At 65.9% G+C, this 14,118-nt stretch carries 15 protein-coding genes; 14 read left to right on the forward strand and 1 reads right to left on the reverse strand.

From position 1 onward, the window contains the following. The first annotated feature begins 276 nt into the window (after positions 1–276). From ACD578_RS03210 to ACD578_RS03225, 4 genes are all read left to right on the forward strand, one after another. Positions 277–687 (forward strand): phage major tail protein, TP901-1 family, encoded by a 411-nt coding sequence (locus ACD578_RS03210; RefSeq protein ID WP_404290807.1) that lies wholly within the window; start codon positions 277–279, stop codon positions 685–687. A 252-nt stretch (positions 688–939) separates the two neighbouring features. Further along, positions 940–1,317, forward strand: a complete 378-nt coding sequence (locus ACD578_RS03215; protein ID WP_404290809.1) for a gene transfer agent family protein — start codon at positions 940–942, stop codon at positions 1,315–1,317. Positions 1,318–1,325: 8 nt separating this feature from the next. Continuing rightward, positions 1,326–1,496 carry a phage tail assembly chaperone gene (locus ACD578_RS03220; protein ID WP_404290811.1) on the forward strand — a complete coding sequence of 57 codons (171 nt, stop codon included), beginning with the start codon at positions 1,326–1,328 and terminating at the stop codon, positions 1,494–1,496. Positions 1,497–1,803: 307 nt separating this feature from the next. Continuing rightward, positions 1,804–2,487 carry a phage tail tape measure protein gene (locus ACD578_RS03225; RefSeq protein WP_404290813.1) on the forward strand — a complete coding sequence of 228 codons (684 nt, stop codon included), beginning with the start codon at positions 1,804–1,806 and terminating at the stop codon, positions 2,485–2,487. Between the two features lie 7 nt (positions 2,488–2,494). On the opposite strand, the gene ACD578_RS03230 is transcribed toward ACD578_RS03225, so the two are convergent. Beyond that, a complete protein-coding gene (locus ACD578_RS03230) occupies positions 2,495–2,740 on the reverse strand; it encodes a YdcH family protein (RefSeq protein WP_404290815.1) in 246 nt (81 codons plus the stop codon). 84 nt (positions 2,741–2,824) lie between these two features. Here ACD578_RS03230 and ACD578_RS03235 point away from each other — a divergent pair, with 84 nt between their 5' ends. The 10 genes from ACD578_RS03235 to ACD578_RS03280 all read left to right on the forward strand — a co-directional run bounded on the left by ACD578_RS03235 (position 2,825) and on the right by ACD578_RS03280 (position 14,061). Next, a complete protein-coding gene (locus tag ACD578_RS03235; protein WP_404290817.1) occupies positions 2,825–3,463 on the forward strand; it encodes a TIGR02217 family protein in 639 nt (212 codons plus the stop codon). A gap of 159 nt (positions 3,464–3,622) precedes the next feature. Continuing rightward, positions 3,623–4,513 carry a DUF2163 domain-containing protein gene (locus ACD578_RS03240; RefSeq protein WP_404290819.1) on the forward strand — a complete coding sequence of 297 codons (891 nt, stop codon included), beginning with the start codon at positions 3,623–3,625 and terminating at the stop codon, positions 4,511–4,513. A 232-nt stretch (positions 4,514–4,745) separates the two neighbouring features. After that, complete coding sequence (locus ACD578_RS03245) at positions 4,746–5,174, forward strand: NlpC/P60 family protein (protein WP_404290821.1); 429 nt, start codon at positions 4,746–4,748, stop codon at positions 5,172–5,174. Next, a complete protein-coding gene (locus ACD578_RS03250; RefSeq protein ID WP_404290823.1) occupies positions 5,174–9,031 on the forward strand; it encodes a glycoside hydrolase/phage tail family protein in 3,858 nt (1,285 codons plus the stop codon). Before ACD578_RS03245 ends, ACD578_RS03250 begins: the two co-directional genes overlap by 1 nt. A gap of 231 nt (positions 9,032–9,262) precedes the next feature. Continuing rightward, positions 9,263–10,801 (forward strand): DUF2793 domain-containing protein, encoded by a 1,539-nt coding sequence (locus ACD578_RS03255; protein ID WP_404290825.1) that lies wholly within the window; start codon positions 9,263–9,265, stop codon positions 10,799–10,801. A gap of 10 nt (positions 10,802–10,811) precedes the next feature. Continuing rightward, positions 10,812–11,360: a glycoside hydrolase family 108 protein gene (locus tag ACD578_RS03260; RefSeq protein ID WP_404290827.1), complete on the forward strand. Its 549-nt coding sequence runs from the start codon at positions 10,812–10,814 to the stop codon at positions 11,358–11,360. Between the two features lies 1 nt (position 11,361). After that, positions 11,362–11,571, forward strand: a complete 210-nt coding sequence (locus tag ACD578_RS03265; protein ID WP_152712451.1) for a hypothetical protein — start codon at positions 11,362–11,364, stop codon at positions 11,569–11,571. Between the two features lie 95 nt (positions 11,572–11,666). Then, positions 11,667–11,981, forward strand: coding sequence for a PepSY domain-containing protein (locus ACD578_RS03270; RefSeq protein WP_152712453.1), 315 nt, complete (start codon positions 11,667–11,669; stop codon positions 11,979–11,981). Between the two features lie 14 nt (positions 11,982–11,995). Continuing rightward, a complete protein-coding gene (locus ACD578_RS03275) occupies positions 11,996–12,667 on the forward strand; it encodes a response regulator transcription factor (RefSeq protein ID WP_162002980.1) in 672 nt (223 codons plus the stop codon). Further along, positions 12,664–14,061 (forward strand): sensor histidine kinase, encoded by a 1,398-nt coding sequence (locus ACD578_RS03280; protein WP_404290830.1) that lies wholly within the window; start codon positions 12,664–12,666, stop codon positions 14,059–14,061. The genes ACD578_RS03275 and ACD578_RS03280 overlap by 4 nt, the downstream gene beginning before the upstream one ends. Positions 14,062–14,118 lie beyond the last annotated feature (57 nt).

The following is a 14,118-nucleotide window of genomic DNA, read 5'->3' on the forward strand; positions in this document are numbered from 1 at the left end:
CCGTCATGGCCGGCCGTGTGCCGGCCATCCATGGCTTCAAGAACCACAACCCTCATCCTGAGGAGCAGACGAAGTCTGCGTCTCGAAGGAGTGTCCGGAGAGTACTGGATCCTCCTTCGAGATGGATTGCTCACGCAATCCTCCTCAGGATCAGGGCAGTGAGTGGGATCGGGATCACCGGCACAAGGCCTGTGATGACGTGGGGAATTCCCATTCCTGCCTGCAAGAGGCCTCTCACGCACATTCAGCTTCCCTCATTCGAACAAAGGACATCCCATGCCTGCTCAGAAGGGCAAGGACCTGCTCGTCAAGATCGGCGACGGCAGTAATGGCTTCGTCACCGTGGCGGGCTTGCGCACGCGCCAGATCGCCTTCAATGCCGAGACCGTGGACGTGACCCATGCGGAATCCGTCGGGCGCTGGCGCGAGCTCTTGGCCGGCGTCGGCGTGCGCCGTGCGTCGATCTCGGGTTCCGGCGTGTTCAAGGACGAAGCATCCGACGCGCGCATGCGCCAGGTCTTCTTCGACGGCGACATTCTCACCTACCAGATCGTCATTCCCGATTTCGGCCGCATCGAAGGTCCGTTCCAGATCACCAGCCTGGAATATCGCGGCGACCATGCGGGCGAAGTGACGTTCGAGATGGCGTTCGAGTCGGCGGGCGCGCTGACGTTCGTGGCGTTGTGAGCGCGCATCCGGCCGCTTGAAAGACACTGACTCTCCACGTCATCATCGGGCTTGTCCCGGTGATCCCGATAAAGACGAGCGTCGCGTTTCACGACATCGGATGGCCGGCACAAGGCCGGCCATGACGTGGCGGATGTCATCCCCGGCGAGCGAAGCGAGGGAAGGGGATCCACGATCAAGCACTGCGCTATGGATTCCCTTCCCCTCCGCTGCGCTCCGGCCGGGAATGACACAAAGCAAGGAAAGAAAACGATGCCCAACAGACGACGGGGCGAGGTGGCGCTGCAGCTCGGCGAGACGCGCTATACCCTCTGCCTCACTCTCGGTGCGCTTGCGGAACTCGAGGACGCATTCGGTGTCCAGGATCTCATGGCGCTTGGCCAACGCTTCGGCACCGGCCGCCTGTCGAGCCGCGACCTGCTCACGTTGCTCGCCATTGCGCTGCGCGGCGGAGGTCACGCGATGAGCGACGCGCAGGTGGCGAACCTGCCGCTGCATGACGGGATCGAACCGGTGGCCGCGGCGCTTGCCGATCTCCTCGTGACCACCTTCGGCGGAGGCGGCGCATCGCCAAACCCTCCGGATCCGCAGGATGCGAGCCTCACGCCTTCCCCTGGGACGATGCGCTGACGCTGGCCTTGAGCATCCTGCGGTGGAGCCCGGAAACCTTCTGGCGCGCGACGCCGCGCGAATTGATGGCGGCGTGGGAGGGATTGCATGGCGGACGAAGGTTAGAGCCGGCGCTGAACGGCGATCTCAGGCGTTTGATGGGGGCGTTTCCGGATGAGGGAAGCTCACACGCCATCTGACTCAAGTGAGCTGCCGTGAGCCATGCCTCATCCAGGCGGCCGCGTGAGCTTATCCTCTGTCCCGAGAAACTTGATGCCCTTTGTTTCGGCACACAGAATGTAGATTCTTCGGAATGTATCCCCGGTGACGTCTCCATATTTCATCGAAGCAACGGCTTTGGCTGCTTCGAATTTACATTCCTTGTCAGCCTGCTCCCACTGCTCGTGAGTAAGCGAGCCTGCGTCAAAAATCAGATCCGGCTTTTTGCCGGGAGCATTGCAGGCGCCGAGAAGGCCTGCCAAGCAAAAGATAAAGTAGGATGGACGAATGGTCCCCAACGAAAAGAGATTGCCGGCCGACTTAGGGCAAGACCCTATGGCGGCCGATCGGACGCGCCAGCTCAACACCCTCATCGGCCTCTCCGAAAAGTTCGGCGACTCCCTGTCCAATGCTTTCGCGAAGAATATCGCGGAAGGCAAGAAATTTGATAACGTTATAAAGTCTGTTCGACAATCCCTTGTGGAAACGGGACTGCGCATGGCGCTGGCGCCCCTGCAAATGGCCTTGAGCCAGAGCGTGAAAGGGATGACGACGGGGTCCCTGCAGGGATCGCTCCCGCTCGACGGGGGTGGTCTGCTCGGCGGCCTCGTCAAGGGGCTGGGCTCGATCTTCGGTTCCCTCTTCGGTGCCGGAGGCTCCGCCTTCGCGAAAGGAGGCGCGTTCTCGCGCGGCATGGTGATGCCGTTCGCGCAAGGAGGGGTGGTCGGTGCGCCGACCTATTTTCCGCTCGGGCGTGGGCTCGGCCTCATGGGCGAGCAGGGCTCCGAGGCGGTGATGCCGCTGGCGCGCGGGCCGGACGGGCGCCTCGGCGTGCGCTCAGGTGGAGGAGGGCGACCGGTCTCCGTGACCATGAACGTCTCGACTCCCGATGCCGAAAGCTTCCGCCGTTCCGAGGCGCAGGTGTCCGCCGCGCTCGCCCGCGCCGTCTCGCGCGGGCAGCGCGGGATGTAAGGGTCGATCAGGTGCCCGCGCCGTCGAGCATCGCCATGATCTCGTCCTTGATGTGCAGGCGGCGGCGCTTAAGCTCCTCCTCGATCTCCTCGGGCTTGGGCTCCACCCGGGTCTCGATCCGGTGGATGGTGCGGTTCAGCTCGTTGTACTCGTCATAGAGCCGCGAGAAGTGATTGTTGCTCGTCTTGAGCTGGTGAATCCGGTCTCGCTTGTCGGGGAAGTCTTCCGCGAGGTCGTTGGGAGCGTTGCTCATCGCCTGCTGCCTCCTAGTCGTCTGGGGTTCGCGACGTCAACGCCACCCCGGCTTTTTTCGTTTCATCTTTCCAAAGGACGGACCATGACGTCCGAATTCCACGAGGTCCGCTTCCCGCTCGATGTCAGCCTCGGCAGCCGGGGCGGGCCGGTGCGGCGGACCGATATCGTCACGCTCGCCTCCGGCCGCGAGCACCGCAACAGCCGCTGGGCCGGGTCCCGGCGCCGCTACGACGCGGGCTTGGGCGTCAGGACCGTCGATGCGTTGCAGATGGTGATCGCCTTCTTCGAGGAGCGGCGCGGACGGCTCTACGGCTTCCGCTTCCGCGACCGGACCGACTGGCGCTCCGGCCCGCCCTCCAAGGAGCCGACGCCGCTGGACCAGCGCATCGGCACCGGCGACGGGCAAAGCTCGCGCTTCCCGCTGGTGAAGACCTACGGCTCGTCCTTCGCGCCCTACAGCCGCCCCATCGCCAAGCCGGTGGGCGGAACGGTCCGGGTGGCGGTCGACGGGATCGAGCAGAGTGTCGGCTCCGGCTTCAATTGCGATCCCGCGACAGGCCTCGTGACCTTCACCGCCGCTCCGCCGGCCGGCGCCGTCATCACGGCGGGCTTTGCCTTCGACGTGCCGGTGCGCTTCGACACGGACGAACTCGACATCGATCTCTCCACCTTCGACGCCGGCGGCATCCCACAGATTCCGCTGATCGAGATCGTTCCTTAGACGCCGTCGCGTCTTGCTGACCCTCCACGTCGTCACCGGCCCTGTGCCGGTGATCCCGATTGTGTGAAGCGCCGAGTCTTTTCGCATCGGGAATGGCCGGGACAAGCCCGGCCACGACGGGAGAGGAGCGAGATCTCGCCATTCATCGCAAGGACCATCATGCGCACCGTTCCCCCAAACCTCGCCGCCCATCTGGCGGACGGGTCGACGAATCTTTGTCATTGCTGGAAGCTCACCCGCCGCGACGGCATTGCCTTCGGCTTCACCGATCACGATCGTGATCTCTCCTTCGCCGGTATTCTCTACGCGGCCCGGACCGGGCTCGAGGCCGCGGAGGCGACGGCCGAACTCGGCTTCGCCATCGGCGGCGGCGAGGTGTCCGGCGCGCTCATCTCCGCAGGTCTCACCGAGGACGATATCGCCTCGGGCCTCTATGACGATGCGAGCGTGGAAACCTGGCTCGTCAACTGGAGCGACGTGGAGGAGCGCCTGCTCCTCGATGTCGGCTCGATCGGCGAGATCCGCCGCGCGGATGGCGGCTTCGTTGCCGAGGTGAGGGGGCTCATGCATCGCTTCGACGAGGAGCGTGGACGCCTGTTTCGCGCCACCTGTTCGGCGGATCTCGGCGACGAGCGGTGCGGCATCAATCTCGCTTCATCCACCTATGCCGATACCGGCACCGTCACGCGCACGGACGGAGCGTTGTCCATTGCCGCTTCCGGCATCGGTTTCTCGGACGGATGGTGCACTGCTGGCAACCTCACCTGGACGAGCGGCGACAACGCCGGCCTCTCGGTCGAGATCAAGGTGCATCGCGCGGTTCAAGGCACGGACGAGTTCGACCTGTGGCAGCGCGCGCCTCGGGCCATCAAGGTCGGCGATACGTTCCGCGTGACAGCCGGCTGCGACAGGACCCATGCGATGTGCCGGGCGAAGTTCAGGAACGCCGTGAACTTCCGCGGCTTCCCGCACATGCCCGGCAACGACTTCATCATCCGCATCCCGCAGCAGGGCGAGCCGGGCCTGGATGGCGGGAGTTTCTTCAGGTGATGCGCCACGGGGGACCTCGATCTCCCCACAGCCTCATCCTTCGAGACGCCTGCTCCGCAGGTTCCTCGGAGGCTGACGCATCATGCGAGTCCCTCGCCGTCATGGCCGGGCCTGTCCCGGCCACCCCGATCCTGTGAAACGCCATTCCCTTCGCATCGAGATCACCGGCACGAGGCCGGTGATGACGTGAGGAGGGCTGGAGGACTTTTCGGTTGGAAGCGAACTTTTGAACATGCCCACACCTCATCTCATCCTCGCCGAGGCCCGTTCCTGGATCGGCACGCCCTACCGCCATCAGGCGTCGCTCAAGGGAATCGGCTGCGATTGCCTCGGGCTGCTGCGCGGCGTGTGGCGCGGCGTCATGGGCGACGAGCCCGAATTGCCGCCGCCGTATTCGCCCGACTGGGCGGAGGCCGGAGCCGATACCTTGCTCGCCGCTGCGCGCAAACATCTCGTCGAGATCGCGTGCAATGAGTTCACGGCCGGCGACGTGCTGCTGTTCCGCTGGCGCGACGCCATGCCGGCGAAGCACTGCGCGGTTGCAACCTCGCCCGACACCATGATCCACGCCCATGACGGCGCATCGGTGGCCGAGGTCGCGTTCCATCCCTGGTGGCGGCGCCACCTCGCCTATGCGTTTCGCTTTCCGGACAAAAACTGATGGCCACAATCGTTCTTCAAACCGTCGGCGCCGCGGTCGGCGGCATGGTTGGCGGACCCATCGGGGCCATGGCCGGACGGGCGCTGGGCGGGCTCGCGGGTGCGGCCATCGACAACGCGCTGCTCGGTGGCGACAACACCAAATACGTCGAGGGTCCGCGTCTCAAGGACATCGACGGGCTCACCTCCACGGAAGGTGCGCCGATTCCGCGAGTTTACGGCCGCGCGCGCATCGGCGGCCAGCTCATCTGGGCAACGCGGCTCGAGGAGGTGGTGAACACCGATGTCGACCGCGGAGCCCAAGGCGGCAAGGGCATGGCCGGGCCGAAGACCGTGACGACCACCTATTCCTATTTCGCCAATCTCGCGGTGGGGCTGTGCGAGGGACGCATCGCCTTCATCCGCCGCGTCTGGGCCGATGGGCGCGAGCTCGATCTCAGCGCCATCACCATGCGCCTGCACCCGGGCAGCGAGACGCAAAGCGCCGATCCGCTGATCGTCGCGAAGGAGGGGGCCCAGAACGCGCCGGCCTACCGCGGGTTGGCCTATGTGGTGTTCGAGCGCCTGCCGCTTGCGGATTTCGGCAACCGCGTGCCGCAATTCTCCTTCGAGGTCATCCGCCCAGTCGACGGCCTCAACCGCATGGTCCGGGCGGTCTGCCTCGTCCCCGGGGCGAGCGAGTTCGGCTACGACACGTTGCCCGTGATGCAGGTGCTCGATCTCGGCAAGACGCGGCCGGAGAACCGACATCAGTTGCATAGCGACACCGACGTGGAGGCGTCCCTCGATGCCCTGCGGGCACTTTGTCCGAACCTCGAGCGCGTGTCGCTGGTGGTGAGCTGGTTCGGCGACGATCTGCGCGCCGGATCCTGCCTCATCGAGCCGCGCGTGGATGTGAAGACCAAGACCAATGACGGCGCCACCTGGTCCGTCGCGGGCCTGACGCGCGAGGATGCGAAGGCGGTGTCCCTCGTCGACGGGGCTCCGGCCTACGGCGGCACGCCGTCCGACGAATCCGTCATCCGCCTGATCCGCGACCTGAAAAGCCGCGGGCTGGAGGTGGTGCTCTATCCGTTCGTGATGATGGATGTGCCCATCGGCAACGGTCTGCCGGACCCCTATGGGGGCACGGGCCAGCCGCCCTATCCCTGGCGCGGGCGCATCACGTGCCATCCCGCGCCGGGGAGGAGCGGCTCGCCCGATGGAACGGGTGCGGCCGCCGCGCAGATCGAGCAATGGTTCACGCGCTCCGCGGGGTTCAACCGCATGGTCGTCCACTACGCCAATCTCGCGGAGCAGGCCGGCGGCGTTCACGGATTCATCCTGGGCAGCGAGCTCGTCGGCCTGACTCGCGTGCGCTCCGCATCGGGCGTGTATCCCGCGGTCGGCAAGCTGAAGGCGCTCGCCGGGCAGGTGAACGCCATCCTTCGCGCGTCCACGAAGATCGTCTATGCGGCGGACTGGACGGAATACGGCGCCCATGTTCTGGATGGCGGTGACGAGGTGCGCTTTCCCCTCGATCCGCTCTTCGCCAGCGATGACATCGATGCGGTCGGGATCGACTACTACCCGCCGATTTCGGATTGGCGCGATGGTCCCGATCATGCGGACCTGCCTGCGGCACGCAGCATCTACGACGTGGATTATCTGCGCACGCGGCTGGGAAGCGGCGAGGCGTTCGACTGGTACTACGCCAACGCATCCGAGCGCGCGGCGCAGACGCGCCGGCCGATTACCGACGGCACCTACGACAAGCCGTGGATCTTCCGCGCGAAGGATCTCGTCTCCTGGTGGTCGAACCGGCATGTGGAGCGCGCGAATGGCGTCGAGATCGGATCGACGTCCTGGCAGGCGAAATCGAAGCCAATCTGGCTCACCGAAATCGGCGTGCCGGCCGTCGACAAGGGGCCGAACGGCCCGAACGTGTTTCCCGATCCCAAGTCGTCGGAATCTGCCTATCCGCCGTTCTCCCGCGGCGTGCGCGACGATCTCGCCCAGGCGCGGACGCTGGAGGCCATCCTCTCGCGCTTCGACCCGGCCCAGAGAGGCTTTTCATCGGAGTACAATCCTTCGTCACCGTCCTACGGCGGGCGCATGGTCGATCCGGACAACGTCTTCGTCTGGGCCTGGGATGCAAGGCCGTTTCCGGCCTTTCCCGATTTCGACATCGTGTGGTCGGACGGTCCCAACTGGGAAACCGGTCATTGGATCACCGGCCGGATCGAGGGCGTGACGCTTGATCGCCTGCTGGCCCGCATCCTGCGCGATTTCGGCTTTGCCGATCCCGGTGCCATCCCGGTCGACGGTTTCATGGACGGCTACGTGATCGACCGGCCCATGTCGGTTCGCGGGGCGCTCGAGCCTCTGCTGCGTCTCTTCGGGATCGATGCCGTCGCGCGTGGCGGCGGCATCGCATGGCAGGGGCGCGGCGGACGGGCAATCGTGCATCTGACAACGGACGATCTCGTGCTCGGCGACAAGGAGCCTTCGCTCAAGCTCACCCGCGCGCAGGAAACCGAACTGCCGCAGCAGGTGGAGATCGGTTTCACGGAAGGCGATACGGATTACCGCCGGGCCACGGTGGCATCGCGGCGGCTGTCCGGTTCGAGCCGCCGGGAGGCGAGGGCGGACAGCGCCGTCGTCACCCGCCGCGCGGAGGCACAGCGTCTCGCCGATACCTGGCTGCAGGATCTGTGGGCTGGACGCGAATGCGCCGAGTTCGAACTCTCGCCCCGGCGGATCGAGCTGGAGCCGGGCGACGTGATTGCGGTTCCCACCGATGCTGGCCCAAAGCTGCATCGCATCACGCGCATCGCCGATGGGCTGACGCGGAAGATCGGCACCCGGGCCGTGGAGCCCGCCGTCTTCGAGCGGCCGGGCTCGTCCGTGGCGAGACCGGTCAAACGTCCGCCGCCGGTGCCCGGCAAGCCGGTTGCGATCGTGCTCGACTTAGCCGTCGTTCTCGGCGACCCCGCGCCTCTGCAATACATCGCGGTCGTGGCGGATCCCTGGCCGGGCGCCATGACGATCTGGCGCTCGGGCAACGGCGCGAGCTTCACACCCACCCGCATTCTCGAGCTGCCGGCCGTGATCGGACGAACGAAGACGGCGCTCGTGCCGGGTCCGCTCTGGCGCTGGGATCCGCGCGCCGTGCTCGATGTGGAGATTTCCTCGGGCGCGTTGAGCGCCATCGACGACGAGGCTGCGCTCGCCGGGCGAAACCTGTTCGCCCTGCAGGGCACGGATGGCCGGTGGGAGATTTTGTCCGCCGCGCGCGCCGAGATGATCGGCGAGCGCACCTATCGCCTCTCGCGCTTCCTGCGCGGCCTTGCCGGGTCGGAGGTAGAGGCCGGGCGCGCGGTGCCGGTGGGCTCTCTGCTCGTCAAACTCGACGAGGCCGTCGTGCCTCTCACGACGAGCCTGCAGGATCTCGGCCAGACGTGGCGCTACAGGGTCGGCCCCGCGGGCCGGGACCATGCGGATCCCGCGGTCGCGGAGATCGTCGCGACGGCCGGACGGGAGGCCCTCAGGCCGCTCAGTCCGGTGCATCCTTCAGCCCATCGCGACGCAGGCGGCATTCGCCTCGACTGGCTGCGCCGCACGCGCCGCAACGGCGACAGCTGGGAGGCCATCGACGTTCCGCTCGCCGAGGATGCGGAGCGCTATGAGATCGACATCCTCAGGGACGGCGTTGTCGTGAGGACGCTCGCGAGCACGCAGCCTTCCATTCTCTATGGCAACGCCGAGGAACTCGCCGATTTCGGCGGGCCTCAATCGGCGCTCAGCCTTCGCATCGCGCAGATGAGCGCCGTGGCCGGACGCGGCTTCGAGCGGCACGCGACGGTCGCCGTACGCTGATCGGCCGTTCGGTTTTTGGAAGTGCCTCGCGATTTTTGGAAGTGCCTCGCTGGGTATGACACCCGCCGCGTCATGGCCGGCCTTGTGCCGGCCATCTCGATCCTGTGAGGCGCGACGCTTCAATCCATCGAGATCACCGGCACAAGGCCGGTGATGACGTGAGGTGGATGACATTGGAATCCAATCCGAGCCTCCACCGATTTTCGTTTCCTTGTCAAAGCAGATCACTCGATGAAATCCACACCCCACCTTTCCCTGCCGCTCCTCGCCGCAGCGCAGGCGCAGAAGCATGTCATCCACAACGAGGCCCTCGCGGCGCTCGACGCGCTCGTGCAGCTTGCCGTCAAGGAGCGCAACCGCACCGTGCCGCCGGCCTCGCCGGCGGAAGGCGACCGCTTCCTCGTCGGCGCCGGTGCGACGGGCGCCTTCGCTCACCAGGAGGGCAACATCGCGTTGTTCGATCTCGGCGCCTGGCGTTTCTTCACACCGCGTTCCGGATGGATTGCCTATGTGGAGGTCGAGGACCTGCAGGTCCTTTTCGACGGGAGCGAATGGAAGACGACCGGCTCGGTCCCGGAAGAACTCGATAATCTGGATCGGCTCGGGCTCGGCACCACGGCCGACGATCTGAATCGCTTGTCGGCGAAGCTCAATGCGGCTTTGTTTGCGGCACTGGGAGCTGAGGAGGGCGGAACGGGCGATCTGCGCTTCGTGCTCAACAAGAGCACGGAATCCGGCGTTCTGTCGCAGCTCTATCAGCGTGGTTTCAGCGGGCGCGCGGAAATGGGCCTGATCGGCAGCGACGATTTCGGCATCCGGGTCTCGGCCGACGGGAGCCAGTGGCGTGATGCGCTGCTGGTGGATCGCCGGACGGGCGTTGCATCCTTCCCCTCCGGTCTCATCAACGTGCCGGGGCCGAACCTCCTGATCAATTCGGCCTTTCTCGTGAACCAGCGCAAGTTCGCCGGGGGTGCGCTGGGAGCGGGCATCTACGGGTTCGATCGCTGGAAAGGCGGGCCGGGCGGTTGTACGCTCGGCCTTGCAGCGGACGGCAGGGTCACGTTGTCCGGAGCTCTCGAACAGGTGGTCGACGTGGCCCAGGCCGCCGCCGAGATCGGCGCAGCCAGTTTCGCAGGCGCGACCTTGACCCTTTCGGTCGAAGATCCTTCAGAGCCCCTGCCTGTCATCATCGGTTCGAAAGCCGCCACGATCCCGGCCGGTTCTGGTCGCCGCTCGGCCAGCGTGACGCTCGATGGATCCGACACGGGCAACATCGCGGTGCGGCTCCAGCCGTCCGGCACGTGCTCCTTCAAGCGCGTGAAATTGGAAGTCGGAGCGCATGCAACCCCTTGGACGGGCGTGCCGCTCGACATCGAAGAGCTCCGCTGCCGGCGCTATTACCAGCGCCTTGCCGTCAGCGGCGGATCCCCTGCGATCGTGGGGGCGCTCGGGCAGCGCTTTGCCAGCAACAACATCGATTTCCCGTTGACCCTGCCGGTGCCGATGAGAGCCGATCCGACGTTGTCGACCAGCGGGTTTTCGTGGTGGAACGGAGCTCCAAACGGCAATCAGATCGGCTTCTATAACAACAGCGGAGCGTCCTGGGTGTCGCTTGCAGGAGCTCTGACGGTGACGACGTCGACGGCGGCCGGCTCATCCGGCATCGTTCTCCGGCTTCAGGCCGGCGCCACCTTCAGCGGCGCGTCTGGAGCCGTCGGCATGCTCTATCTGGGCAACCTGGCCTTCATCGCCCTGCAGGCGGAACTGTGAGGAAACCCGCATGACTGCTTCTCCATCGCGCTTCGAAGAAGCCGTCCAACATGTGCTGAGGCATGAGGGCGGCTTCGTTCAGCACCCCCGCGATCCGGGTGGGGCGACCAAGTTCGGCATCACCCGCGAGACGCTCGCCCGGGCGAAAAAGCGCCCGGCATCCATCAACGACGTCCGCCGCCTGAGCCGGAAGGAGGCGATCGCCATCTATCGGCAGCTCTATTGGGATGCGATGCGCGCCGATGAGCTTCCGCCGGGGCTCGATCTCGCCACGTTCGACCTCGCGGTCAATTCGGGCCCCACGCGGGCCGGGAAGATGCTGCAGGCCGCTCTCGGGGTTGAGGCGGACGGGGTCGTCGGACCGGTCACCCTCGGCGCGGCCCGCAGGGCCGACGTTCCGGAAACCATCCGCCGCCTCACGAAGGCGCGCCTCGGTTTTCTCGGCCGCCTCGCCACCTGGCCGGTCTTCGGCCTCGGCTGGCGCAGGCGCGTCCTCGCCGTCGAGCAGCAGGCTCTCCGGCTCGCATTACCTCCATCTTCCTCCTCAAGGACCGTTTGACATGTTCGATACCAAGACCATTCTCGCCAGCCGCACCGTCTGGGCCAACCTGATCGGGCTGGTGGCCCTCGTTCTCGGCCTGTTCGGCTTCGACGGCTCGGCCCTCGCCACGGGGGCTTTCGAAGAGGCGCTCGTTCAGCTCGTTGCCGCGGCAAGCTTCATCGCCTCGACGATCTTCCGGATCGCGGCCACGAAACAGATTCTGAATTAGAAGCATTCTCAGAGGGATGGGGCCGGTCTCGCCGCATGTGACCGGCTTCGAGAGCATTCAGAATTTGTTCACTGCGGCAAAGGCATGGTCCTTTCATGCGTCTGGTTTGGCTGGTCATAGCGGTGTGGGGCATGATGGGGGCGGCGTTCGCGCAAAGCGCGGCGGCCGCCCTGAAGAATTGCCTGCCGCCGCGCGAGATGCAGGAGGCCGTGGCCGCAAAAGGCGTTGTCGCGCCGGCGTCTGCCGTGATGACGGCGCGGCGCCAGGTACCGGGGGCGGACGTGGTCCGGGCCAGCCTCTGCCGCAACAGCGATGATCTTGTCTATGTGATCATGGTCTTGCAAAAGGATGGTCGCATCGTGCAGGTGATGATCGACGGCTCCTCCGGGCGTGTGAAATCGGTCCATTAGAGAAAGCTCGAACTGTGCGCCTACTCGTTGTCGAGGACGACAGAACCCTCAATAAGCAGATCGTGACTGCCCTTGAACAGGCAGGCTACGCGGTGGATACCGCCATGGATGGCGAGGAAGGGCAGTTCCTCGGAGAGACCGAGCCCTACGACGCCATCATCCTCGACCTCGGCCTGCCGAAGGTGGACGGCGTTTCCGTCCTGACCGCGTGGCGCCGCGACGGACGCAAGACGCCCGTGATCATCCTCACCGCCCGCGACCGCTGGAGCGACAAGGTCCAGGGGTTCGACGCGGGCGCCGACGATTACGTTACGAAGCCCTTCCACATGGAAGAACTTCTCGCCCGCGTCCGCGCGCTGCTGCGCCGCTCGGCCGGTCATGCCACGAGCGAGATCGCCTGCGGCCCCGTGAAGCTCGACACCCGCTCCGGCCGCGTGGCCGTGGACGGCAACCCGGTGAAGCTCACCTCCCATGAGTACCGGCTCCTGTCCTATCTCATGCACCATACCGGCCGCATCGTCTCGCGGGGCGAGCTGACCGAGCATCTCTACGATCAGGATTTCGACCGGGATTCGAACACCATCGAGGTCTTCATCGGCAGGCTCCGCAAGAAGCTCGGCGTCGATATCATCCAGACGGTTCGAGGCCTGGGCTACCTCCTCGACGCGAGCCAGACCAAGACGTGACCGGCCTGTCACCGCTCGTGCGCCGCTTTGCCAGCCGGCCCATCGCGGTCCGTCTTGCGGTCTCTTCGGTCTTCTGGAGCTTCGTGATCCTGCTGATCGCAGGGCTCATCCTCTCGACGCTCTACCGCGACAACACGGAGCGCGCTTTCGATCAACGTCTCCTCGTCTACGCCAACACGCTCGCGTCCAACCTCGTCGGACCGGGCGATCCTGACCGGGATCTCGGCCCCATCGGTGATCCGCGCTTCGAGCTGCCTCTGTCCGGCTGGTACTGGCAGGTGGCGCGGCCCAATGCGGTGCTCGGCGAGATCCGGTCCTCGAAGTCGCTGTTCGGAGGCCAACTGCCGAACCTCGCCTCCGGGGACAACCGCTTCGGTCAGATCCGCCGCGGCTACGGCCGAGCACCTGACGAGCGCTCCTTGCGCCTCATCGAGCGCGACATCGATCTCGGCGAGGACGGACGTTACATCATCCGCGTCGCGGGTCCTGCCGATGAGATCGATGCGGCCGTGCGGGATTTCATCTTCGCGCTCACCGTCACCTTCGCGCTTCTCGGCATCGGCTTGGGCTTCACCACGCTCCTGCAGATCCGCTTCGGCCTGCGGCCGCTCGCCAATCTCCGCAGCGCGCTCGGGGCGATCCGGCGGGGCGAGGCGGAGCGGATCGCAGGCGAATATCCCCGGGACATCTCCCCGCTCGCCGGCGAACTGAACCTCCTCCTCGACACCAACCGTGAGATCCTGGAGCGCGCCCGTACCCAGGTCGGCAATCTCGCCCATGCGCTCAAGACGCCGCTCAGCATCATCATGAACGAGGCCGAGAACGCGCCCGAGGATGTCGCCGCCAAGGTCCGCGAGCAGGCGATGACCATGCGCGATCAGGTCAATTACTATCTCGACCGGGCCCGCGCGGCGGCGCTTGCGGGGACACTTGGGACGCTGACGGAGGCCGAGCCCGTCATCGCGGGCCTCGCCCGCACCTTCGCCAAGATCTATCGCGACAAGGATCTCGAGGTGGCATTGGCCATCCCGCCGGATCTGCGCTTCCGCGGCGAGAAGCAGGACCTGGAAGAGATGGCCGGCAATCTCATCGATAACGCGTCCAAATGGGCCGCGAATAAGGTGGAGGTGTCGGTCGAGATCGTGCGCGAGGACAACCGGCCCCGTTTCCGCCTGCTCATCGACGACGATGGGCCGGGCCTGCCGGAAGCGGCGCGAGAGGAGGTGCTCAAGCGCGGCCGCCGCCTCGATGAAACCAAGCCCGGCTCGGGCCTGGGGCTTTCCATCGTCAGCGATCTGGCAGCCCTTTATCGCGGCTCCCTGAGGCTCGACGCTTCTCCCACGGGCGGCCTCAGAGCCATCCTGGAACTCCCCGGGGATAGGAGTTCGACCTAGGGAGATTTACGCGTGACACCGTGCCACCGTCGTGCTTGAGGGTGAGACGCGATATTT

It is taken from the genome of Microvirga sp. RSM25 (assembly GCF_044784385.1).
In the GTDB taxonomy this organism is placed as follows: Bacteria; Pseudomonadota; Alphaproteobacteria; order Rhizobiales; family Beijerinckiaceae; genus Microvirga; species Microvirga tunisiensis.

Coding starts and splice junctions, on each gene's coding strand:
- ACD578_RS03245 (WP_404290821.1), top strand. CDS start 4,746: ATGCCCACACCTCATCTCATCCTCGCCGAGGCCCGTTCCTGGATCGGC.
- ACD578_RS03215 (WP_404290809.1), top strand. CDS start 940: ATGCCCAACAGACGACGGGGCGAGGTGGCGCTGCAGCTCGGCGAGACG.
- ACD578_RS03265 (WP_152712451.1), top strand. CDS start 11,362: ATGTTCGATACCAAGACCATTCTCGCCAGCCGCACCGTCTGGGCCAAC.
- ACD578_RS03225 (WP_404290813.1), top strand. CDS start 1,804: ATGGTCCCCAACGAAAAGAGATTGCCGGCCGACTTAGGGCAAGACCCT.
- ACD578_RS03255 (WP_404290825.1), top strand. CDS start 9,263: ATGAAATCCACACCCCACCTTTCCCTGCCGCTCCTCGCCGCAGCGCAG.
- ACD578_RS03260 (WP_404290827.1), top strand. CDS start 10,812: ATGACTGCTTCTCCATCGCGCTTCGAAGAAGCCGTCCAACATGTGCTG.
- ACD578_RS03210 (WP_404290807.1), top strand. CDS start 277: ATGCCTGCTCAGAAGGGCAAGGACCTGCTCGTCAAGATCGGCGACGGC.
- ACD578_RS03240 (WP_404290819.1), top strand. CDS start 3,623: ATGCGCACCGTTCCCCCAAACCTCGCCGCCCATCTGGCGGACGGGTCG.
- ACD578_RS03250 (WP_404290823.1), top strand. CDS start 5,174: ATGGCCACAATCGTTCTTCAAACCGTCGGCGCCGCGGTCGGCGGCATG.
- ACD578_RS03230 (WP_404290815.1), bottom strand. CDS start 2,740: ATGAGCAACGCTCCCAACGACCTCGCGGAAGACTTCCCCGACAAGCGA.
- ACD578_RS03270 (WP_152712453.1), top strand. CDS start 11,667: ATGCGTCTGGTTTGGCTGGTCATAGCGGTGTGGGGCATGATGGGGGCG.
- ACD578_RS03235 (WP_404290817.1), top strand. CDS start 2,825: ATGACGTCCGAATTCCACGAGGTCCGCTTCCCGCTCGATGTCAGCCTC.